Below are 20,767 nucleotides of genomic sequence, written 5' to 3' on the forward strand. Positions count from 1 at the left end.
AATTTCTTGACGACCATAGAGCATTGGAACCACCTGATCCCATCCCGAACTCAGAAGTGAAACGATGCATCGCCGATGGTAGTGTGGGGTTTCCCCATGTGAGAGTAGGTCATCGTCAAGATTAAATTCCGAAACCCCTATCTGCTGATGCAGGTAGGGGTTTTGTTTTGCCCGCAGGAAAGCGCTTGGGTGTTTCTATGCAACCGTCTTGTGCATGGCTATCATGCGGGCCTCGTTATCAGGCGCAGTTCGTATGCTCACGTTACTAAAACTTCTGAAGGACGGCCGTTTCCATTCGGGCCAAGCGCTGGGTGCTGGGTTAGGTATCAGTCGTAGTGCGGTATGGAAACAATTGCAGCATTTGGAAGCGGAGTTAGGCTTATCTGTGCATAAGGTCCGGGGCAAAGGGTACCGTTTGGCAAAGCCACTGCTGCTTTTGGATGTGGCCGAAATTTGCGCGAAAGAAGGCTGCGAGTGGCCTGTTCATCTGTATGACTCCATTGATTCCACCAATGCCGAAGCGCTGCGGTCCATCGGCCGTGGGGTGGAAGCGCCATTCCTTGTTCTGGCCGAGCGGCAAATAGCCGGTAGGGGGCGTCGCGGCCGCAAATGGGTCAGTCCATTCGCCGAAAACCTCTATTACAGCTTGGTGCTGCGCATTGACGGTGGCATGCGGCAGATTGAGGGGCTCAGTCTTGTCGTTGGGCTTGCCGTCATGCATTCGTTGCGTGACATGGGTGTTGTTGAGGCTGGGTTGAAGTGGCCTAACGATGTGTTGGTAGGTGAAAAGAAAATCGCCGGCATACTACTTGAGCTGGTGGGGGATCCTGCGGATGTTTGTCACGTTGTCCTGGGCGTCGGGATAAATGTGAATATGCATTCGACTGACGAGGTAGATCAGCAGTGGACCTCCATGAGTCTTGAAGCGGGTCGTGATTTTGACCGGAACGAGTTGGTGGCGCGAATGGGTGGAAAGCTTCAGGAATACCTGAAGCTGCATCATGCGTCGGGATTTGCAGCGATTCAGTCGGAGTGGGAGCGATATCATTTGTGGCAGGGGCGGGCTGTGTCGCTGATCGCCGGTATCAATCGTATCGACGGCGTGGTGATGGGCATTGATCGTCAAGGGGCGCTGCGTTTGAAGGTGGATGGTGTGGAAAAAATATTCAGTGGTGGCGAGCTCAGCTTGAGGTTGCGTGATGATTCTTGAGCTCGATTGCGGCAATAGTTTTATCAAGTGGCGTGTTGTTTGCGCAGATGGCGTCACCCCGGTTGGCGGTGGTGTAGTGGGCTCGGATAGCGATCTGCTCGCGAGCCTGACCGGCCCTGATAAATTTCAACTGAAGAAATGTCGTCTGGTCAGCGTCAGGACTCCTGAGGAGACCGATTTGTTAGTCGCCTCCCTGGTCGAGACCTTTGGCATCTCTGTAGTTCGCGCAGCACCTACCCGGGAAATGGCGGGCGTTAAGAACGGTTATGAAGACTATCAGCGCTTGGGGCTTGATCGATGGCTGGCTTTGCTTGGTGGTTACCATCTGGCTTCGGGTGCATGTCTGGTTCTGGATTTTGGTACGGCAATCACGGCGGATTTCGTCGCTGCTGACGGGCAGCACCTGGGAGGGTTCATCTGTCCGGGTATGCCTCTGATGCGTAATCAGTTACGTACCCATACCCGGCGAATCCGCTATGACGATACTGCTGCAGAGCGGGCTCACGAGAGTCTTGCTCCTGGCAGGGCAACGGTCGAGGCAGTGGAGCGTGGTTGTATGCTGATGTTGAGGGGCTTTGTGCTGACTCAGCTCGAATTGGCGCAGCAATACTGGGGGGAGAGCTTCGAGGTGTTTCTGACAGGAGGGGACGCCAATCTGGTTTCCGGGGTTGTTCCGGATGCCAAGGTCGTGCCTGATCTGGTTTTTGTTGGTTTGGCGATGGCTTGTCCTTTGTCTTGAGGTTTTTTATGCGGTGGCTGTTTTTGTTGTTGCTGGTTTTAAATGGCTTCTACTACATCTGGCATCAGCAGGAGGTCCCGCTTCGCGCGAAGGATGTCACTCCGCTGAGCCTGTATCGGGGTTCGCAGCAAGACATTCATCTCCTGAGCGAGACGGCGGATGCGCTAGTCAGGCGTGAGCCGGGTAAATCGAGTGAAGGGCAAAAGAACTGCAATTACCTGGGTGGCTTCGTTCGCCCGGAGCTGGCCAGGCAGTTGGAGCAGCGACTGGCTTCTTCGGGAGTTGCGGGCCGTACCGTTACGTTTAGCTCACCAGCGTCTCCAGAGTCTGGTGGACTCTGGGTCCAGGTTCCACCGGATAGCGCGGCGAAGATGAACGAGGCGCTGCTTCAAAACCTTTCCAAAGAATTCAATGAGTTAAAACATAAAATAATGCCTTGCGAAGGGGTTGCGCCTGCTGGGTAGTTTGCATAGAATGGCGCCCGCTTCGCAGTGAAGACCTTTAACGGTCATCGGTACGAAGCGGCGTCAACGCAGCTAACCTCAGGTTTTTTATGAGAAAATGCTTGACAGAAGGCTGGCATGATATAGAATGCCGGCTCGCTTAGGAGGGGTTCCCGAGCGGCCAAAGGGATCAGACTGTAAATCTGACGTCTACGACTTCGAAGGTTCGAATCCTTCCCCCTCCACCAGTTTTAGCGTGAGCTGCAAGCTCCGCGGGTATAGTTTAGTGGTAGAACCTCAGCCTTCCAAGCTGATGATGCGGGTTCGATTCCCGCTACCCGCTCCAAGTTTGCAGGTTGTGCAAAGTGTTTTGCTCTTGTAGCTCAGTTGGTAGAGCACACCCTTGGTAAGGGTGAGGTCAGCGGTTCAAATCCGCTCAAGAGCTCCATATTACAAGGCAGATATGAAAATATCTGCCTTTGTTTTAATGGCTCGTGTGACTCGCTAAATTCTTCTCCTAGGGGTGATTTCGATGGCTAAGGAAAAGTTCGAACGTAATAAGCCGCACGTCAACGTCGGTACCATTGGTCACGTAGACCACGGTAAAACCACGCTGACCGCTGCTCTGACCCGTGTCTGCTCCGAAGTTTTCGGTTCGGCCAAGGTTGACTTCGACAAGATCGACAGCGCCCCGGAAGAAAAAGCTCGCGGTATCACCATCAACACCGCTCACGTTGAATACGATTCGGCCGTGCGTCACTACGCACACGTTGACTGCCCAGGTCACGCCGACTACGTAAAAAACATGATCACCGGTGCTGCCCAGATGGACGGCGCGATCCTGGTTTGCTCGGCCGCCGATGGTCCGATGCCACAAACCCGTGAGCACATCCTGCTGTCCCGTCAGGTAGGCGTTCCGTACATCGTTGTCTTCCTGAACAAGGCTGACATGGTTGACGACGCTGAGTTGCTGGAACTGGTTGAGATGGAAGTGCGCGACCTGCTGAGCACTTACGACTTCCCAGGTGATGACACTCCAATCATCATCGGTTCGGCTCTGATGGCTCTGAACGGCCAAGACGACAACGAAATGGGCACCACTGCGGTGAAGAAGCTGGTTGAGACTCTGGACAGCTACATCCCAGAGCCTGAGCGCGCTATCGACAAGCCGTTCCTGATGCCAATCGAAGACGTATTCTCGATCTCTGGTCGCGGTACTGTTGTGACTGGTCGTGTTGAGCGTGGCATCGTCCGTATCCAGGAAGAAGTTGAGATCGTCGGTCTGCGCGACACTCAGAAAACTACCTGCACCGGCGTTGAAATGTTCCGCAAGTTGCTCGACGAAGGTCGTGCTGGCGAGAACTGCGGCGTGCTGCTGCGCGGCACCAAGCGTGACGACGTTGAGCGTGGCCAGGTTCTGGTCAAGCCAGGCACCGTTAAGCCGCACACCAAGTTCACCGCAGAAGTTTACGTTCTGAGCAAGGAAGAAGGCGGCCGTCATACTCCGTTCTTCAAAGGCTACCGTCCACAGTTCTACTTCCGTACAACTGACGTGACTGGTAACTGCGAGCTGCCAGAAGGTGTTGAAATGGTAATGCCAGGTGACAACATCCAGATGACTGTCACTCTGATCAAGACCATCGCGATGGAAGACGGTCTGCGTTTCGCTATCCGTGAAGGCGGTCGTACCGTCGGCGCCGGCGTCGTAGCCAAAGTCATCGAGTAAACAGTTGTAATGTCTTTTTCGGGCCGGCATAATGGTCGGCCTGATTTTGTTTTAGGTCAGTAGCTCAATTGGCAGAGCGACGGTCTCCAAAACCGTAGGTTGGGGGTTCGATTCCCTCCTGACCTGCCAGATTCACTCGGTGTGTCTGGCTTTCTTTTCACAGGATCTTCATAGATGACTCCTAAAGCTGAAGCTCAAGGCTCTCGCTTCGATCTGCTCAAGTGGCTAGTGGTAGTCGCTTTGGTGGTTGTTGGCGTTGTTGGCAATCAGTATTTTTCTGCTTCGCCGATCCTGTACCGCGTACTTGCATTGCTCGCTATTGCTGCTGTTGCTGCCTTTGTAGGCCTGCAAACAGCCAAGGGCAAGTCTTTCTTTGTACTCGCTAAGGAAGCTCGCACCGAGATTCGTAAAGTCGTATGGCCGACTCGCCAAGAAACCACGCAGACCACGTTGATCGTTGTGGCTGTTGTTCTGGTAATGGCGTTGCTGTTGTGGGGGCTTGATTCCCTGCTCGGCTGGCTTGTTTCCTTGATTGTTGGCTAAGGGTGTCCCGTGGCTAAGCGTTGGTACGTTGTGCATGCTTACTCGGGTTACGAGAAGCATGTCATGCGCTCGCTGATAGAGCGCGTAAAGCTGGCTGGCATGGAAGATGGCTTTGGCGAGATTCTGGTCCCCACTGAAGAAGTGGTGGAGATGCGTAACGGCCAGAAGCGCAAAAGTGAACGCAAGTTCTTTCCAGGCTATGTGCTGGTACAGATGGATATGAACGAAGGGACTTGGCACTTGGTCAAGGATACCCCTCGGGTGATGGGCTTCATTGGCGGAACCGCCGACAAGCCTGCGCCGATCACTGACAAAGAGGCAGAAGCAATTCTGCGTCGCGTCGCTGATGGTAGCGACAAGCCGAAGCCGAAGACGTTGTTTGAACCAGGTGAAGTTGTACGGGTCACTGATGGTCCATTCGCCGATTTCAATGGTACGGTCGAAGAAGTTAACTACGAAAAGAGCCGGATCCAAGTGGCGGTGCTCATTTTCGGTCGCTCTACTCCGGTAGAGTTGGAGTTCAGTCAGGTCGAAAAGGTCTGATTGAGCAGGCATCCCAACCCCGCAGCCCAAGGCTGTGGGGTTTTGTCGTCACTGGGATAAACGCGCAAGCAACCGGGGAGCCTTTCGAGGCGTTCGAACCCGTAATTGGAGTGCCTCATGGCCAAGAAGATTACCGCTTACATCAAGCTGCAAGTGAAGGCCGCTCAGGCTAACCCAAGCCCACCCGTTGGTCCTGCACTGGGTCAGCACGGCGTGAACATCATGGAATTCTGCAAGGCTTTCAACGCCCGTACCCAGGGTCTTGAGCCAGGTCTGCCGACTCCAGTGATCATCACTGTCTACAGCGACCGTAGCTTCACTTTCGAAACAAAAAGCACCCCTGCTTCGGTTCTGCTGAAGAAGGCTGCAGGTTTGACCAGCGGTTCCGCTCGTCCAAACACCGTTAAGGTTGGCACCGTTACCCGTGCTCAGCTGGAAGAAATCGCGAAAACCAAAAACGCGGATCTGACTGCAGCTGATATGGATGCAGCCGTGCGTACTATCGCCGGTTCTGCTCGTAGCATGGGCCTTAACGTGGAGGGTGTGTAATGGCTAAGCTGACCAAGCGCCAAAAGGCTATCGCCGGCAAAATCGAAGCAGGCAAGGCCTACAACTTTGTAGACGCCGCCGCTCTGCTGGCCGAGCTGTCGACTGTCAAGTTCAGCGAGTCGTTCGACGTTGCTGTAAACCTGGGCGTTGACCCACGTAAATCCGACCAGGTCGTTCGTAGCGCTACCGTGCTGCCACACGGCACTGGCAAGACCGTACGTGTTGCCGTGTTCACCCAGGGCCCGGCAGCTGAAGCTGCTCTGGCTGCTGGCGCTGATCGCGTAGGTATGGACGACCTGGCTGCCGAAATGAAAGGCGGCGACCTGAACTATGACGTCGTGATCGCATCCCCGGATGCCATGCGTGTTGTAGGCCAGTTGGGTCAGATCCTCGGTCCACGTGGCCTGATGCCTAACCCTAAGGTTGGTACCGTGACTCCAGACGTAGCCACCGCGGTTAAAAACGCCAAGGCTGGTCAGGTTCGTTATCGCACCGACAAAAACGGCATCATCCACACTTCCGTTGGCAAGATCGGCTTCGACGCCGTCAAGCTGAAGGAAAACGTTGAAGCCCTGATCGCTGATCTGAAGCGTATCAAGCCAGCTTCTTCGAAAGGTATCTACGTCAAGCGCGTTACCCTGAGCACCACTATGGGCCCAGGTCTGATCATCGATCAGAGCTCGCTCGACGCGTAAGACTCAGGTTGGCGCAAGCGATTGTGCCAATCACATATTGGGGTCCCTGCCTGGCGGGGGCTGTCCAAGACCGTAGGCGACGCAAGTCTTAAACCACAAGCCTACGCAGATGGTGCTCCCGGTTCCTTACCGAATCAGACACCAAAACGACATTCGGTTTCGATCGGATGAAACGGTAACAAGCAGGAGTTAAACCCGTGGCAATTAAACTCGAAGACAAGAAGGCCATCGTCGCTGAAGTCAACGAGGCTGCCAAAGCTGCTCTGTCCGCTGTCGTGGCTGATGCCCGTGGCGTAACAGTAGGCGCTATGACCGGACTCCGTAAAGAGGCTCGTGAAGCTGGCGTTTACGTACGTGTTGTACGTAACACCCTGCTCAAGCGCGCTGTTGCTGACACTGAATACAGTGTCCTCAACGACGTGTTCACCGGCCCGACCTTGATCGCGTTCTCCACCCAACATCCAGGCGCTGCTGCCCGTTTGTTCAAGGAATTCGCCAAAGGTCAGGACAAGTTCGAGATTAAGGCAGCTGCGTTCGAGGGCAAGTTCCTCGCAGCTAACCAGATCGACGTACTGGCAACTCTGCCGACCCGTGACGAAGCAATTTCTCAGCTGATGAGCGTGATTCAAGGCGCAACCAGCAAATTGGCTCGTACTCTGGCGGCACTGCGCGACCAGAAAGAAGCTGCCGCAGCCTAAGGCTCGACACTCCTTTTCGCGTTTTTTGTTTATTTCGATGGTCGCGTAGGCCGTCCCCCAATCCAGGAATATAGAGTCATGTCTATCTCTCAAAACGATATCCTCGAAGCCGTTGGCAACATGTCCGTAATGGAAGTTGTTGAGCTGATCAAAGCTTTCGAAGAAAAATTCGGTGTTACCGCTGCTGCTGCTTCCGCTGGTCCAGCTGTTGCTGCTGCCGTTGCTGAAGAGCAAACCGAATTCAACGTCATGCTGACCGAAGCTGGCGAGAAGAAAGTTAACGTGATCAAGGCAGTACGTGAGCTGACCGGTCTGGGCCTGAAAGAAGCCAAGGCTGTAGTTGACGGCGCTCCTGCCATGGTTCTGGAAGCTGTTGCCAAAGACGCAGCTGACAAAGCCAAAGCAGTACTGGAAGAAGCAGGCGCTAAAGTCGAGCTGAAGTAAGCATCGACTTTGCGTCTCCAGCCCGAGCGTTAAGCGACAGGCTGATGGCTGGTGGCTCTTGCCACCGGCCTTTTTCCGTTATTGGCAGCCGACTGGGTCGGTGCTGATCACGCGCTGTAACCACCCGATGTGGTGGCGCAAACCAAGGGGTTTGCACGATTTTCTGGCTGCTCCCGTCGGGAGGGGCCAAACAAGCAGGTGACCAAGCTGGGGAACGCTGATGGCTTACTCATATACTGAGAAAAAACGTATCCGCAAGGACTTTAGCAAGTTGCCGGACGTCATGGATGTGCCGTACCTCCTGGCCATCCAGCTGGATTCGTATCGTGAATTCTTGCAAGCGGGAGCGACTAAAGATCAGTTCCGCGACGTGGGCCTGCATGCGGCCTTCAAATCCGTTTTCCCGATCATCAGCTACTCCGGCAATGCTGCGCTGGAGTACGTCGGTTATCGCCTGGGCGAACCGGCATTTGATGTCAAAGAATGCGTATTGCGCGGTGTGACTTACGCCGTACCTTTGCGGGTAAAAGTGCGCCTGATCATTTTCGACAAAGAATCGTCGAACAAAGCGATCAAGGACATCAAAGAGCAAGAAGTCTACATGGGTGAAATCCCCCTGATGACTGAAAACGGTACCTTCGTAATCAACGGTACCGAGCGTGTAATCGTTTCCCAGCTGCACCGTTCTCCGGGCGTGTTCTTCGACCACGACCGTGGCAAGACGCACAGCTCCGGCAAACTGCTCTACTCCGCGCGCATCATTCCTTACCGCGGTTCGTGGTTGGACTTCGAGTTCGACCCGAAAGACTGCGTATTCGTGCGTATCGACCGTCGTCGCAAGCTGCCCGCATCGGTACTGCTGCGCGCGCTCGGCTATACCACCGAGGAAGTGCTGGACGCGTTCTACACTACCAACGTCTTCCATGTGCAGGGTGAAAACCTGAGCCTGGAGTTGGTGCCTCAGCGCCTGCGCGGTGAAATCGCCGTCCTGGATATCCAGGATGACAAGGGCAAGGTTATTGTCGAGCAAGGTCGTCGTATCACCGCTCGTCACATCAACCAGCTGGAAAAAGCCGGGATCAAAGAGCTGCAGGTGCCGATGGACTACGTCCTGGGTCGCACCACCGCCAAGGTCATCGTGCATCCGGCCACTGGCGAGATCATTGCCGAGTGCAACACCGAGCTGACCACCGAGATCCTGGCGAAAATCGCCAAGGCTCAGGTTGTTCGCATCGAGACTCTGTACACCAACGATATCGACTGCGGTCCGTTCATCTCCGATACGCTGAAGATCGACTCCACCGGCAACCAACTGGAAGCCCTGGTCGAGATCTATCGCATGATGCGTCCTGGCGAGCCACCAACCAAGGATGCCGCCGAGACCCTGTTCAACAACCTGTTCTTCAGCCCTGAGCGCTATGACCTGTCTGCGGTCGGCCGGATGAAGTTCAACCGTCGTATCGGTCGTACCGAGATCGAAGGTTCGGGCGTGCTGAACAAGGACGACATCGTTGCGGTGCTCAAGACTCTGGTCGACATCCGTAACGGCAAAGGCATCGTCGATGACATCGACCACCTGGGTAACCGTCGTGTCCGCTGCGTAGGCGAGATGGCCGAGAACCAGTTCCGTGTTGGCCTGGTGCGTGTCGAGCGCGCGGTCAAGGAACGTCTGTCGATGGCTGAAAGCGAAGGCCTGATGCCGCAAGACCTGATCAACGCCAAGCCAGTGGCTGCGGCGGTGAAGGAGTTCTTCGGTTCGAGCCAGCTGTCGCAGTTCATGGACCAGAACAACCCGCTGTCCGAGATCACCCACAAGCGTCGTGTCTCCGCACTCGGCCCAGGCGGTCTGACTCGTGAGCGTGCAGGCTTCGAAGTTCGTGACGTACACCCGACTCACTACGGTCGCGTATGCCCGATCGAAACGCCGGAAGGTCCGAACATCGGTCTGATCAACTCCCTGGCCGCCTATGCGCGCACCAACCAGTACGGTTTCCTTGAGAGCCCGTACCGTGTGGTGAAAGACGCCCTGGTTACCGACGAGATCGTGTTCCTGTCCGCCATCGAAGAAGCTGATCATGTGATCGCTCAGGCTTCGGCCACGATGAACGACAAGAAAGTCCTGACCGACGAGCTGGTAGCTGTTCGTCACTTGAACGAGTTCACCGTCAAGGCGCCGGAAGACGTCACCCTGATGGACGTATCGCCCAAGCAGGTAGTTTCGGTTGCTGCGTCGCTGATTCCGTTCCTCGAGCACGACGACGCCAACCGTGCGTTGATGGGTTCGAACATGCAGCGTCAAGCTGTACCGACCCTGCGTGCCGACAAGCCGCTGGTAGGTACCGGCATGGAGCGCAACGTTGCCCGTGACTCCGGCGTTTGCGTCGTGGCTCGTCGTGGCGGTGTGATCGACTCCGTCGATGCCAGCCGTATCGTGGTTCGTGTTGCCGATGACGAAGTTGAAACTGGCGAAGCCGGTGTCGACATCTACAACCTGACCAAATACACCCGCTCCAACCAGAACACCTGCATCAACCAGCGTCCGCTGGTGAGCAAGGGTGATCGGGTTCAGCGCAGCGACATCATGGCCGACGGTCCGTCCACCGACATGGGTGAACTGGCACTGGGTCAGAACATGCGCATCGCGTTCATGGCATGGAACGGCTTCAACTTCGAAGACTCCATCTGCCTGTCCGAGCGTGTGGTTCAGGAAGACCGCTTCACCACGATCCACATTCAGGAACTGACCTGTGTGGCGCGTGACACCAAGCTTGGCCCAGAGGAGATCACCGCGGACATCCCGAACGTGGGTGAAGCTGCGCTGAACAAGCTGGACGAAGCCGGTATCGTTTATGTAGGTGCCGAAGTAGGCGCAGGCGACATCCTGGTCGGCAAGGTCACTCCGAAAGGCGAGACCCAACTGACTCCGGAAGAGAAACTGCTGCGTGCCATCTTCGGTGAAAAAGCCAGCGACGTGAAAGACACCTCCCTGCGTGTGCCTACCGGCACCAAGGGTACCGTCATCGACGTACAGGTCTTCACCCGTGACGGTGTCGAGCGTGATGCTCGTGCATTGTCCATCGAGAAGACTCAGCTCGACGAGATCCGCAAGGATCTGAACGAAGAGTTCCGTATCGTTGAAGGCGCAACTTTCGAACGTCTGCGTTCCGCTCTGGTTGGCCACAAGGCCGAAGGCGGCGCGGGCCTGAAGAAAGGTCAGGAGATCACCGACGAGGTCCTCGACGGTCTTGAGCATGGCCAGTGGTTCAAGCTGCGCATGGCTGAAGATGCTCTGAACGAGCAGCTCGAGAAGGCCCAGGCCTACATCGTTGATCGCCGCCGTCTGCTGGACGACAAGTTCGAAGACAAGAAGCGCAAACTGCAGCAGGGCGATGACCTGGCTCCAGGCGTGCTGAAGATCGTCAAGGTTTACCTGGCAATCCGTCGTCGCATCCAGCCGGGCGACAAGATGGCCGGTCGTCACGGTAACAAAGGTGTGGTCTCGGTGATCATGCCGGTTGAAGACATGCCGCACGATGCCAATGGCACCCCGGTCGATGTGGTCCTCAACCCGCTGGGCGTACCTTCGCGTATGAACGTCGGTCAGATCCTCGAAACCCACCTGGGCCTCGCGGCCAAGGGTCTGGGCGAGAAGATCAACCGCATGATCGAAGAGCAGCGCAAGGTCGCCGACCTGCGTAAGTTCCTGCACGAGATCTACAACGAGATCGGCGGGCGCAACGAAGAGCTGGACACCTTCTCCGACCAGGAAATCCTGGACCTGGCGAAGAACCTGCGCGGCGGCGTTCCAATGGCTACCCCGGTGTTCGACGGTGCCAAGGAAAGCGAAATCAAGGCCATGCTGAAACTGGCAGACCTGCCGGAAAGCGGCCAGATGCAGCTGTTCGATGGTCGTACCGGCAACAAGTTCGAGCGTCCGGTTACCGTTGGCTACATGTACATGCTGAAGCTGAACCACTTGGTAGACGACAAGATGCACGCTCGTTCTACCGGTTCTTACAGCCTGGTTACCCAGCAGCCGCTGGGTGGTAAGGCGCAGTTCGGTGGTCAGCGTTTCGGGGAGATGGAGGTCTGGGCACTGGAAGCATACGGTGCTGCATACACTCTGCAAGAAATGCTCACAGTGAAGTCGGACGATGTGAACGGCCGGACCAAGATGTACAAGAACATCGTGGACGGCGATCACCGTATGGAGCCGGGCATGCCCGAGTCTTTCAACGTGTTGATCAAGGAAATTCGTTCCCTCGGCATCGATATCGATCTGGAAACCGAATAACACGTGACGCGAATCGAGAGCGGGGCTGTCTTGCCCGCTCTCTGCTCCGCCAGGAGGAAAGGCCTTGAAAGACCTACTGAATTTGCTGAAAAACCAGGGTCAAGTCGAAGAGTTCGACGCCATCCGTATTGGATTGGCCTCGCCTGAGATGATCCGTTCGTGGTCGTTCGGTGAAGTTAAAAAGCCGGAAACCATCAACTACCGTACGTTCAAACCTGAGCGTGACGGTCTGTTCTGCGCCAAGATCTTTGGCCCGGTCAAGGATTACGAGTGCCTGTGCGGTAAGTACAAGCGCTTGAAGCACCGCGGTGTGATCTGCGAGAAGTGCGGCGTTGAAGTCGCGCTGGCAAAAGTTCGTCGTGAGCGCATGGCGCACATCGAGCTGGCGTCGCCGGTTGCCCACATCTGGTTCCTGAAATCGCTGCCGTCCCGTATCGGCTTGCTGATGGACATGACCCTGCGTGATATCGAACGCGTTCTCTACTTCGAGAGCTATGTCGTTATCGACCCGGGCATGACCACCCTTGAAAAAGGTCAGCTGCTCAACGACGAGCAGTACTTCGAAGCGCTGGAAGAGTTCGGCGACGATTTCGATGCCCGCATGGGTGCCGAAGCTGTCCGCGAGCTGCTGCACGCTATCGACCTGGAGCACGAGATTGGCCGTCTGCGCGAAGAAATTCCGCAAACCAACTCCGAAACCAAGATCAAGAAGCTGTCCAAGCGTCTGAAGTTGATGGAAGCCTTCCAGGGTTCCGGCAACCTGCCAGAGTGGATGGTGCTGACCGTTCTGCCGGTTCTGCCGCCAGATCTGCGTCCACTGGTCCCGTTGGATGGCGGTCGTTTCGCGACTTCCGACCTCAACGATCTGTATCGTCGAGTGATCAACCGTAACAACCGCTTGAAGCGCCTGCTCGATCTGTCCGCTCCGGACATCATCGTGCGCAACGAAAAGCGTATGTTGCAGGAAGCGGTCGACGCACTGCTCGACAACGGTCGCCGTGGCCGCGCTATCACCGGTTCGAACAAGCGTCCTCTGAAATCCCTGGCTGACATGATCAAGGGTAAACAAGGTCGTTTCCGTCAGAACTTGCTCGGTAAGCGTGTTGACTACTCGGGTCGTTCGGTAATTACCGTAGGTCCAACCCTGCGTCTGCACCAGTGCGGTCTGCCCAAGAAAATGGCACTGGAACTGTTCAAGCCGTTCATTTTCGGCAAGCTGGAAATGCGTGGTCTCGCTACCACCATCAAAGCTGCCAAGAAGATGGTCGAGCGCGAGCTGCCAGAGGTCTGGGACGTTCTCGCTGAAGTGATTCGCGAACACCCAGTGCTGCTCAACCGTGCACCGACTCTTCACCGTCTGGGTATCCAGGCGTTTGAACCGGTACTGATCGAAGGCAAGGCTATCCAGCTGCACCCTCTGGTCTGTGCTGCGTACAACGCCGACTTCGACGGCGACCAGATGGCCGTGCACGTACCGCTGACGCTGGAAGCCCAGCTCGAAGCGCGTGCGTTGATGATGTCGACCAACAACATCCTGTCGCCAGCCAACGGTGAGCCAATCATCGTTCCGTCGCAGGACGTTGTATTGGGTCTGTATTACATGACTCGTGAAGCGATCAACGCCAAGGGCGAAGGTCGTGTATTCGCGGATCTGCAGGAAGTTGACCGTGTGTTCCGTGCCGGCGAAGCCGCACTGCACGCCAAGGTCAAGGTGCGGATCAACGAAACCGTCAACGATCGTGACGGTGGTAGCGTCAAGAACACTCGCATCGTCGACACCACTGTCGGTCGTGCGCTGTTGTTCCAGGTTGTTCCGCCTGGCTTGTCGTTTGACGTCGTCAACCTGCCGATGAAGAAAAAGGCGATCTCCAAGCTGATCAACCAGTGCTACCGCGTGGTTGGTCTGAAAGAGACCGTGATCTTCGCTGACCAGCTGATGTATACCGGTTTTGCCTATTCGACCATCTCCGGCGTTTCCATCGGTGTTAACGACTTCGTTATCCCTGATGAAAAAGCCCGCATCATCGGGGCTGCCACCGAGGAAGTGAAAGAGATCGAGAGCCAGTACGCGTCCGGCCTGGTAACCCAGGGCGAGAAGTACAACAAGGTGATCGACCTCTGGTCCAAGGCGAACGACGAAGTCTCCAAGGCGATGATGGCCAACCTCTCGAAAGAGAAAGTCATCGACCGCCACGGCAACGAAGTCGACCAGGAATCGTTCAACTCGATGTACATGATGGCCGACTCGGGTGCGCGGGGTTCTGCTGCGCAGATCCGTCAGCTCGCCGGTATGCGTGGCCTGATGGCCAAGCCGGACGGCTCCATCATCGAGACGCCGATTACCGCGAACTTCCGTGAAGGTTTGAGCGTACTTCAGTACTTCATCTCCACTCACGGTGCTCGTAAGGGTCTTGCGGATACCGCGTTGAAAACCGCGAACTCCGGTTACCTGACCCGTCGTCTGGTAGACGTGGCGCAGGATCTGGTTGTGACCGAGATCGATTGCGGCACCGAACACGGCCTGGTCATGACGCCGCACATTGAAGGCGGTGACGTTGTCGAGCCGCTGGGTGAGCGCGTTTTGGGTCGTGTCATTGCCCGTGACGTATTCAAGCCGGGCACCGAGGACGTCATCGTCCCTGCTGGCACCCTGGTTGACGAGAAGTGGGTCGAGTTCATCGAGCTCAACAGCATCGACGAAGTGATCGTACGTTCGCCGATCAGCTGCGAAACCCGCTACGGCATCTGCGCCAAGTGCTACGGCCGCGATCTGGCTCGTGGTCACCAGGTGAACATCGGTGAAGCGGTCGGCGTTATCGCTGCCCAGTCCATCGGTGAGCCGGGTACCCAGCTGACCATGCGTACGTTCCACATCGGTGGTGCCGCAAGCCGGACCTCCGCGGCCGACAGCGTTCAGGTGAAGAATGGCGGTACTGTCCGTCTGCACAACCTGAAGCACGTTGAGCGTGTCGACGGTCACCTGGTGGCGGTGTCGCGTTCCGGTGAGCTGGCGATTGCCGACGACTTCGGTCGTGAGCGCGAGCGCTACAAGCTGCCGTACGGTGCGGTGATTTCGGTGAAGGAAGGCGACAAGGTCGACGCTGGCGCTATCGTGGCCAAGTGGGATCCGCACACTCACCCGATCGTTACCGAAATGAAAGGTACCGTGACCTACGTGGGCATGGAAGAAGGCATCACGATCAAGCGTCAGACTGACGAATTGACCGGTATGACCAACATTGAAGTACTCGACGCCAAGGATCGTCCAGCTGCCGGCAAGGACATCCGTCCAGCCGTGAAGATGGTCGACGACAACGGCAAGGATCTGTTGCTGCCAGGCACTGACGTAATCGCTCAGTACTTCCTGCCAGCCAACGCCCTGGTCGGTGTGGCGGACGGCGCGCGGATCGCGATCGGTGATGTTATCGCTCGTATTCCGCAAGAAACTTCGAAGACCCGTGACATCACCGGTGGTCTGCCGCGTGTTGCCGACCTGTTCGAAGCCCGTCGTCCGAAAGAAGCCTCGATTCTGGCTGAAGTCAGCGGCACCATCGCGTTCGGTAAAGAGACCAAGGGCAAGCGCCGTCTGGTCATCACCCCGAACGACGGTAGCGATCCGTACGAAGAGCTGATTCCGAAGTGGCGTCACCTGAACGTCTTCGAAGGCGAACAGGTAAACCGCGGCGAAGTTATCTCCGACGGTCCGAGCGATCCACACGACATCCTGCGTCTGCTGGGTGTGAGTGCGCTGGCCAAGTACATCGTGAACGAGATCCAGGACGTTTATCGTCTGCAAGGCGTGAAGATCAACGACAAGCACATCGAGACCATCCTGCGTCAGATGCTGCGTAAAGTTGAGATCTCCGAGTCCGGCGATTCCAGCTTCATCAAGGGCGACCAGATGGAACTGACTCACGTACTGGTGGAGAACGAGCGCCTGGCGAACGAGGACAAGTTCCTTGCCAAGTTCACTCGCGTACTGCTGGGTATCACCAAGGCGTCGTTGTCCACCGAATCGTTCATCTCGGCGGCTTCCTTCCAGGAAACCACGCGGGTACTGACCGAAGCGGCGGTAACCGGCAAGCGCGATTACCTGCGCGGCCTGAAAGAAAACGTGGTCGTGGGTCGTCTGATCCCGGCCGGTACCGGTTTGGCCTACCACAGCGAGCGCAAGCGCCGCCGTGAAGCAGACAAGCCGTTGCGCGTAAGCGCCAGTGAAGTGGAAGCTGCACTGACCGAAGCACTGAACTCGAGCGGTAACTGAGTTCTGCGCTGATTGAGTGCCTGGCCCTGGTCGCCCCGTTCGGCGGATCGAGACAAATTGTCGAGATCCGGCGGGTGGGGAGGTCGGGGCCTTGCCTTGACTGGGGACAAGATCCTCTTTAGACTCTTGATCCCCTAAATTTGGCGGGAGTTCGTTCCTGCCATTTTGCTTTTCTTGTAAGACAATAGCGTCGCAAGACAACAGTGGAGCTAGTAGATGGCAACTATCAACCAGCTGGTACGTCAGCCGCGTAAGCGTATCGTCGAGAAATCCGACGTGCCTGCGCTGCAGAACTGCCCGCAACGTCGTGGCGTATGCACCCGTGTGTATACCACCACGCCGAAAAAACCTAACTCGGCACTGCGTAAAGTATGCCGTGTGCGTCTGACCAACGGTTTCGAGGTTTCCTCGTATATCGGCGGTGAAGGCCACAACCTGCAAGAGCACAGCGTGGTACTGATCCGCGGCGGTCGTGTAAAAGACTTGCCAGGTGTTCGTTACCACACCGTCCGCGGTTCTTTGGATACCTCCGGCGTCAAAGGTCGTAACCAAGGTCGCTCGAAGTACGGTACCAAGCGTCCGAAGTAATCGGTCGTTTTGCAGTTTTTCATTTTTATTGAGTCGATAAGAGTAAGGTCGGGCAAGCGTGAGCTGTCCCGGGCTAACCTGAAGACCGCTTGAGGGCTTATCATGCCAAGACGTCGCGTAGCAGCCAAACGTGAGATTCTGGACGATCCGAAATACGGAAGCCAGATCCTCGCCAAGTTCATGAACCACGTTATGGAGAGCGGCAAGAAAGCCGTTGCCGAGCGTATTGTTTATGGCGCACTGGACAAAGTTAAGGAACGCAAGAACAGCGATCCCCTGGAAATCTTCGAGAAAGCTCTCGACGCCATCGCTCCGCTGGTCGAAGTGAAGTCGCGCCGTGTAGGCGGTGCTACTTACCAGGTTCCGGTCGAAGTTCGTCCTTCCCGTCGTAACGCCCTGGCAATGCGCTGGCTGGTAGACTTCGCCCGCAAGCGCGGCGAGAAGTCCATGGCTCTGCGTTTGGCTGGTGAACTGTTGGACGCTGCTGAAGGTAAAGGTGCTGCAGTTAAGAAGCGTGAAGACGTGCACCGTATGGCTGAAGCCAACAAGGCTTTCTCGCACTACCGCTTCTAATTTTAGCGTCACTCAATTTGCGAGGGCTTTATGGCTCGTACTACACCGATTAATCGCTACCGTAACATCGGTATCGTTGCTCACGTGGATGCTGGTAAGACCACCACCACCGAGCGCGTCCTTTTTTACACCGGCAAAAGTCACAAAATGGGCGAGGTGCATGACGGCGCCGCGACCACAGACTGGATGGTGCAGGAGCAGGAGCGTGGTATTACCATTACTTCTGCTGCTATCACCGCCTTCTGGAAAGGTTCCGAGAAGCAGTACCCACACGAGCATCGCTTCAACGTAATCGATACCCCGGGCCACGTAGACTTCACCATTGAAGTTGAACGCTCCCTGCGCGTACTCGACGGCGCGGTCGTTGTGTTCTGCGGTACTTCGGGTGTTGAGCCTCAGTCGGAAACCGTATGGCGTCAGGCCAACAAATACGGCGTTCCTCGTCTTGTTTACGTAAACAAGATGGACCGTGCTGGTGCCAACTTCCTGCGCGTGATCGGTCAGATCAAGCAGCGTCTGGGTCACACTCCGGTGCCTATCCAGCTCGCTATTGGTTCGGAAGACAACTTCCAGGGCCAGATCGATCTGATCAACATGCAGGCCGTGTACTGGAATGATTCCGACAAGGGCATGGTCCCTGTTCGTAAGGAAATTCCTGCCGAGCTGTTGGAAGAAGCCGAGCAATGGCGTAGCAACATGGTTGAGGCTGCGGCCGAAGCCAATGAAGAGCTGATGAACAAGTACCTCGAGGGCGAAGAGCTCTCCAACGAGGAAATCAAGGCCGCTCTGCGTCAGCGTACTATCGCTGGTGAGATCGTTCTGGCTGTTTGCGGTTCTTCCTTCAAGAACAAGGGTGTTCCCCTGGTTCTCGACGCCGTTATCGACTTCCTGCCTGCTCCAACCGACATTCCTGCTATCAAGGGTTCCAACCCGGATAACGAGGAAGAAGAAATGGAGCGTCACGCAAGTGACGACGAGCCGTTCGCGGCTTTGGCATTCAAGATCGCTACCGACCCATTCGTGGGTACCTTGACCTTTGTCCGGGTTTACTCGGGCGTGTTGGCCTCCGGCGACGGCGTGATCAACTCGGTAAAAGGCAAGAAAGAGCGTGTGGGTCGTATGGTGCAGATGCACGCAAACGCCCGTGAAGAAATCAAGGAAGTGCGCGCTGGTGACATCGCGGCCTTGATCGGCATGAAGGACGTCACCACTGGCGAAACCTTGTGCAACGCTGACAAGCCAATCATCCTGGTTCGCATGGACTTCCCGGAGCCGGTTATTTCGGTTGCCGTTGAGCCCAAGACCAAGGATGACCAGGAAAAAATGGGTATCGCTCTGGGCAAGCTTGCTCAGGAAGACCCGTCTTTCCGCGTCAAGACTGATGAAGAGACTGGTCAGACGATCATCTCCGGCATGGGCGAGCTGCACCTGGACATCCTGGTTGACCGGATGCGCCGTGAGTTCAACGTCGAAGCCAACATCGGTAAGCCTCAGGTTTCCTATCGTGAGCGCATCACGAAGAACTGTGAAATCGAAGGCAAGTTCGTTCGCCAATCCGGCGGTCGTGGCCAGTTCGGTCACTGCTGGATCCGTTTTGCACCGGCTGACGAAGGTCAGGAAGGTCTGCAATTCGTGAACGAAGTCGTAGGTGGTGTGGTTCCTAAGGAATACATCCCGGCGATCCAAAAGGGTATCGAAGAGCAGATGAAGAACGGCGTTGTTGCCGGCTATCCGCTGATCGGCCTGAAGGCAACAGTGTTTGATGGTTCTTACCACGACGTCGACTCCAACGAGATGGCGTTCAAGGTGGCTGCTTCCATGGCAACCAAGCAACTGGCCCAGAAGGGCGGTGGTGAGTTGCTCGAGCCGATCATGGCGGTAGAAGTCGTTACGCCTGAAGACTACATGGGTGATGTCATGGGCGACCTTAACCGTCGTCGTGGCATGATTCTGGGTATGGAAGATACGGTTTCCGGCAAGGTTATCCGCGCCGAGGTTCCGTTGGGTGAAATGTTCGGTTACGCGACCGACGTTCGTTCCATGTCTCAGGGTCGCGCAAGCTACTCTATGGAATTCAAAAAATACAATACAGCTCCGTCGCATATCGTCGAGACTGTTACTAAAAAGCAAGGCTGATTCAGCCCTTTAGGCAAGGAGTTAATTGTCGTGGCTAAAGAAAAATTTGATCGTTCCCTACCGCACGTCAACGTTGGCACCATTGGTCACGTTGACCACGGTAAAACCACTCTGACCGCTGCTCTGACTCGCGTCTGCTCCGAAGTTTTCGGTTCGGCCGTTGTTGCTTTCGACAAAATCGACAGCGCTCCGGAAGAAAAGGCTCGTGGTATCACCATCAACACTGCGCACGTTGAGTACAACTCTTCGATTCGTCACTACGCTCACGTTGACTGCCCAGGTCACGCTGACTATGTGAAGAACATGATCACCGGTGCTGCCCAGATGGACGGCGCGATCCTGGTTTGCTCGGCCGCCGATGGTCCGATGCCACAAACCCGTGAGCACATCCTGCTGTCCCGTCAGGTAGGCGTTCCGTACATCGTAGTCTTCCTGAACAAGGCTGACATGGTTGACGACGCTGAGCTGCTGGAACTGGTTGAGATGGAAGTGCGCGATCTGCTGAGCACTTACGACTTCCCAGGTGATGACACCCCAATCATCATCGGTTCGGCTCTGATGGCTCTGAACGGCCAGGACGACAACGAAATGGGTACCACCGCTGTGAAGCGTCTGGTAGAAACTCTGGACAGCTACATCCCAGAGCCAGTTCGTGTTATCGACAAGCCGTTCCTGATGCCTATCGAAGACGTATTCTCGATCTCCGGTCGCGGTACTGTTGTGACTGGTCGTATCGAGCGCGGTATCGTCAAGGTTCAGGATCCGCTGGAAATCGTAGGTCTGCGTGACACCACCGTCACCACCTGCACCGGTGTTGAAATGTTCCGTAAGTTGCTCGACGAAGGTCGTGCTGGCGAGAACTGCGGCGTTCTGCTGCGTGGTACCAAGCGTGACGACGTTGAGCGTGGCCAGGTTCTGGTCAAGCCGGGTTCGGTCAAGCCGCACACCAAGTTCGAAGCTGAAGTGTACGTTCTGAGCAAAGAAGAAGGCGGTCGTCACACTCCGTTCTTCAAAGGCTACCGTCCACAGTTCTACTTCCGGACCACTGACGTGACCGGTAACTGCGAGCTGCCGGAAGGCGTTGAAATGGTAATGCCAGGCGACAACATCAAAATGGTTGTCACCCTGATCAAGACCATCGCAATGGAAGACGGTCTGCGTTTCGCTATCCGTGAAGGCGGTCGTACCGTCGGCGCTGGCGTCGTAGCCAAAATCATCGAGTAAGACTCTCTTGTAGAGTTGACTCGGTGAGTTGAAAAGCCCCCGCTTAGCGGGGGCTTTTTTATTGGGTTGACACCTATCGGGGGCGTCTATAGAATTGC

General features: G+C 56.0%; 16 protein-coding genes, 4 tRNA genes and 1 rRNA gene. All 21 read left to right on the forward strand.

What is annotated here, in order from left to right; all coding sequences use genetic code 11:
• The first annotated feature begins 5 nt into the window (after window positions 1-5).
• Window positions 6-121: ribosomal RNA gene (rrf, locus tag ACE04F_RS01160) — 5S ribosomal RNA — on the forward strand.
• Window positions 122-253: 132 nt separating this feature from the next.
• Complete coding sequence (gene birA / locus ACE04F_RS01165) at window positions 254-1,210, forward strand: bifunctional biotin--[acetyl-CoA-carboxylase] ligase/biotin operon repressor BirA (RefSeq protein WP_486104191.1); 957 nt, start codon at window positions 254-256, stop codon at window positions 1,208-1,210.
• Window positions 1,200-1,949 carry a pantothenate kinase gene (locus ACE04F_RS01170; RefSeq protein ID WP_486104193.1) on the forward strand — a complete coding sequence of 250 codons (750 nt, stop codon included), beginning with the start codon at window positions 1,200-1,202 and terminating at the stop codon, window positions 1,947-1,949. Before birA ends, ACE04F_RS01170 begins: the two co-directional genes overlap by 11 nt.
• 8 nt (window positions 1,950-1,957) lie before the next feature.
• Entirely contained in the window at window positions 1,958-2,413 is a 456-nt protein-coding gene (locus ACE04F_RS01175; protein ID WP_486104194.1) for a hypothetical protein, read from the forward strand.
• A gap of 142 nt (window positions 2,414-2,555) precedes the next feature.
• Window positions 2,556-2,640: transfer RNA gene (locus ACE04F_RS01180), tRNA-Tyr, on the forward strand.
• A gap of 24 nt (window positions 2,641-2,664) precedes the next feature.
• Window positions 2,665-2,738, forward strand: a tRNA-Gly gene (locus ACE04F_RS01185).
• A 26-nt stretch (window positions 2,739-2,764) separates the two neighbouring features.
• Window positions 2,765-2,840: transfer RNA gene (locus tag ACE04F_RS01190), tRNA-Thr, on the forward strand.
• Between the two features lie 84 nt (window positions 2,841-2,924).
• Entirely contained in the window at window positions 2,925-4,118 is a 1,194-nt protein-coding gene (gene tuf / locus ACE04F_RS01195) for an elongation factor Tu (protein WP_003186103.1), read from the forward strand.
• Between the two features lie 53 nt (window positions 4,119-4,171).
• Window positions 4,172-4,247: transfer RNA gene (locus tag ACE04F_RS01200), tRNA-Trp, on the forward strand.
• A gap of 45 nt (window positions 4,248-4,292) precedes the next feature.
• Window positions 4,293-4,661, forward strand: coding sequence for a preprotein translocase subunit SecE (gene secE / locus ACE04F_RS01205; protein WP_024776457.1), 369 nt, complete (start codon window positions 4,293-4,295; stop codon window positions 4,659-4,661).
• Between the two features lie 9 nt (window positions 4,662-4,670).
• Entirely contained in the window at window positions 4,671-5,204 is a 534-nt protein-coding gene (gene nusG / locus ACE04F_RS01210) for a transcription termination/antitermination protein NusG (protein WP_010443972.1), read from the forward strand.
• A 117-nt stretch (window positions 5,205-5,321) separates the two neighbouring features.
• Window positions 5,322-5,753 (forward strand): 50S ribosomal protein L11, encoded by a 432-nt coding sequence (rplK, locus tag ACE04F_RS01215; protein WP_003176435.1) that lies wholly within the window; start codon window positions 5,322-5,324, stop codon window positions 5,751-5,753.
• Entirely contained in the window at window positions 5,753-6,448 is a 696-nt protein-coding gene (rplA, locus tag ACE04F_RS01220; protein WP_030138521.1) for a 50S ribosomal protein L1, read from the forward strand. The genes rplK and rplA overlap by 1 nt, the downstream gene beginning before the upstream one ends.
• A gap of 197 nt (window positions 6,449-6,645) precedes the next feature.
• Entirely contained in the window at window positions 6,646-7,146 is a 501-nt protein-coding gene (rplJ, locus tag ACE04F_RS01225) for a 50S ribosomal protein L10 (RefSeq protein WP_003206099.1), read from the forward strand.
• A gap of 78 nt (window positions 7,147-7,224) precedes the next feature.
• Window positions 7,225-7,590, forward strand: a complete 366-nt coding sequence (rplL, locus tag ACE04F_RS01230; RefSeq protein ID WP_003206098.1) for a 50S ribosomal protein L7/L12 — start codon at window positions 7,225-7,227, stop codon at window positions 7,588-7,590.
• Window positions 7,591-7,810: 220 nt separating this feature from the next.
• Window positions 7,811-11,884, forward strand: a complete 4,074-nt coding sequence (gene rpoB / locus ACE04F_RS01235; RefSeq protein ID WP_434571472.1) for a DNA-directed RNA polymerase subunit beta — start codon at window positions 7,811-7,813, stop codon at window positions 11,882-11,884.
• Between the two features lie 64 nt (window positions 11,885-11,948).
• Entirely contained in the window at window positions 11,949-16,148 is a 4,200-nt protein-coding gene (rpoC, locus tag ACE04F_RS01240; RefSeq protein ID WP_305498443.1) for a DNA-directed RNA polymerase subunit beta', read from the forward strand.
• A gap of 216 nt (window positions 16,149-16,364) precedes the next feature.
• On the forward strand, window positions 16,365-16,736 hold the full coding sequence (rpsL, locus tag ACE04F_RS01245) for a 30S ribosomal protein S12 (protein ID WP_003186084.1): 372 nt from the start codon (window positions 16,365-16,367) through the stop codon (window positions 16,734-16,736).
• A gap of 102 nt (window positions 16,737-16,838) precedes the next feature.
• On the forward strand, window positions 16,839-17,309 hold the full coding sequence (rpsG, locus tag ACE04F_RS01250; RefSeq protein ID WP_003186074.1) for a 30S ribosomal protein S7: 471 nt from the start codon (window positions 16,839-16,841) through the stop codon (window positions 17,307-17,309).
• 30 nt (window positions 17,310-17,339) lie between these two features.
• Window positions 17,340-19,445, forward strand: a complete 2,106-nt coding sequence (gene fusA / locus ACE04F_RS01255) for an elongation factor G (RefSeq protein WP_486104200.1) — start codon at window positions 17,340-17,342, stop codon at window positions 19,443-19,445.
• Window positions 19,446-19,475: 30 nt separating this feature from the next.
• Complete coding sequence (tuf, locus tag ACE04F_RS01260) at window positions 19,476-20,669, forward strand: elongation factor Tu (RefSeq protein WP_003186071.1); 1,194 nt, start codon at window positions 19,476-19,478, stop codon at window positions 20,667-20,669.
• The last annotated feature ends 98 nt before the right edge of the window (window positions 20,670-20,767 follow it).

It is taken from the genome of Pseudomonas sp. AGC41 (assembly GCF_057334555.1).

Excerpts from the sequence above, each read along its gene's own strand:
- rplA (WP_030138521.1), top strand. The coding sequence starts at position 5,753 with ATGGCTAAGCTGACCAAGCGCCAAAAGGCTATCGCCGGCAAAATCGAA.
- secE (WP_024776457.1), top strand. The coding sequence starts at position 4,293 with ATGACTCCTAAAGCTGAAGCTCAAGGCTCTCGCTTCGATCTGCTCAAG.
- ACE04F_RS01175 (WP_486104194.1), top strand. The coding sequence starts at position 1,958 with ATGCGGTGGCTGTTTTTGTTGTTGCTGGTTTTAAATGGCTTCTACTAC.
- rpsL (WP_003186084.1), top strand. The coding sequence starts at position 16,365 with ATGGCAACTATCAACCAGCTGGTACGTCAGCCGCGTAAGCGTATCGTC.
- rplK (WP_003176435.1), top strand. The coding sequence starts at position 5,322 with ATGGCCAAGAAGATTACCGCTTACATCAAGCTGCAAGTGAAGGCCGCT.
- rpoB (WP_434571472.1), top strand. The coding sequence starts at position 7,811 with ATGGCTTACTCATATACTGAGAAAAAACGTATCCGCAAGGACTTTAGC.
- ACE04F_RS01170 (WP_486104193.1), top strand. The coding sequence starts at position 1,200 with ATGATTCTTGAGCTCGATTGCGGCAATAGTTTTATCAAGTGGCGTGTT.
- birA (WP_486104191.1), top strand. The coding sequence starts at position 254 with ATGCTCACGTTACTAAAACTTCTGAAGGACGGCCGTTTCCATTCGGGC.
- rpsG (WP_003186074.1), top strand. The coding sequence starts at position 16,839 with ATGCCAAGACGTCGCGTAGCAGCCAAACGTGAGATTCTGGACGATCCG.
- rplL (WP_003206098.1), top strand. The coding sequence starts at position 7,225 with ATGTCTATCTCTCAAAACGATATCCTCGAAGCCGTTGGCAACATGTCC.
- tuf (WP_003186103.1), top strand. The coding sequence starts at position 2,925 with ATGGCTAAGGAAAAGTTCGAACGTAATAAGCCGCACGTCAACGTCGGT.
- fusA (WP_486104200.1), top strand. The coding sequence starts at position 17,340 with ATGGCTCGTACTACACCGATTAATCGCTACCGTAACATCGGTATCGTT.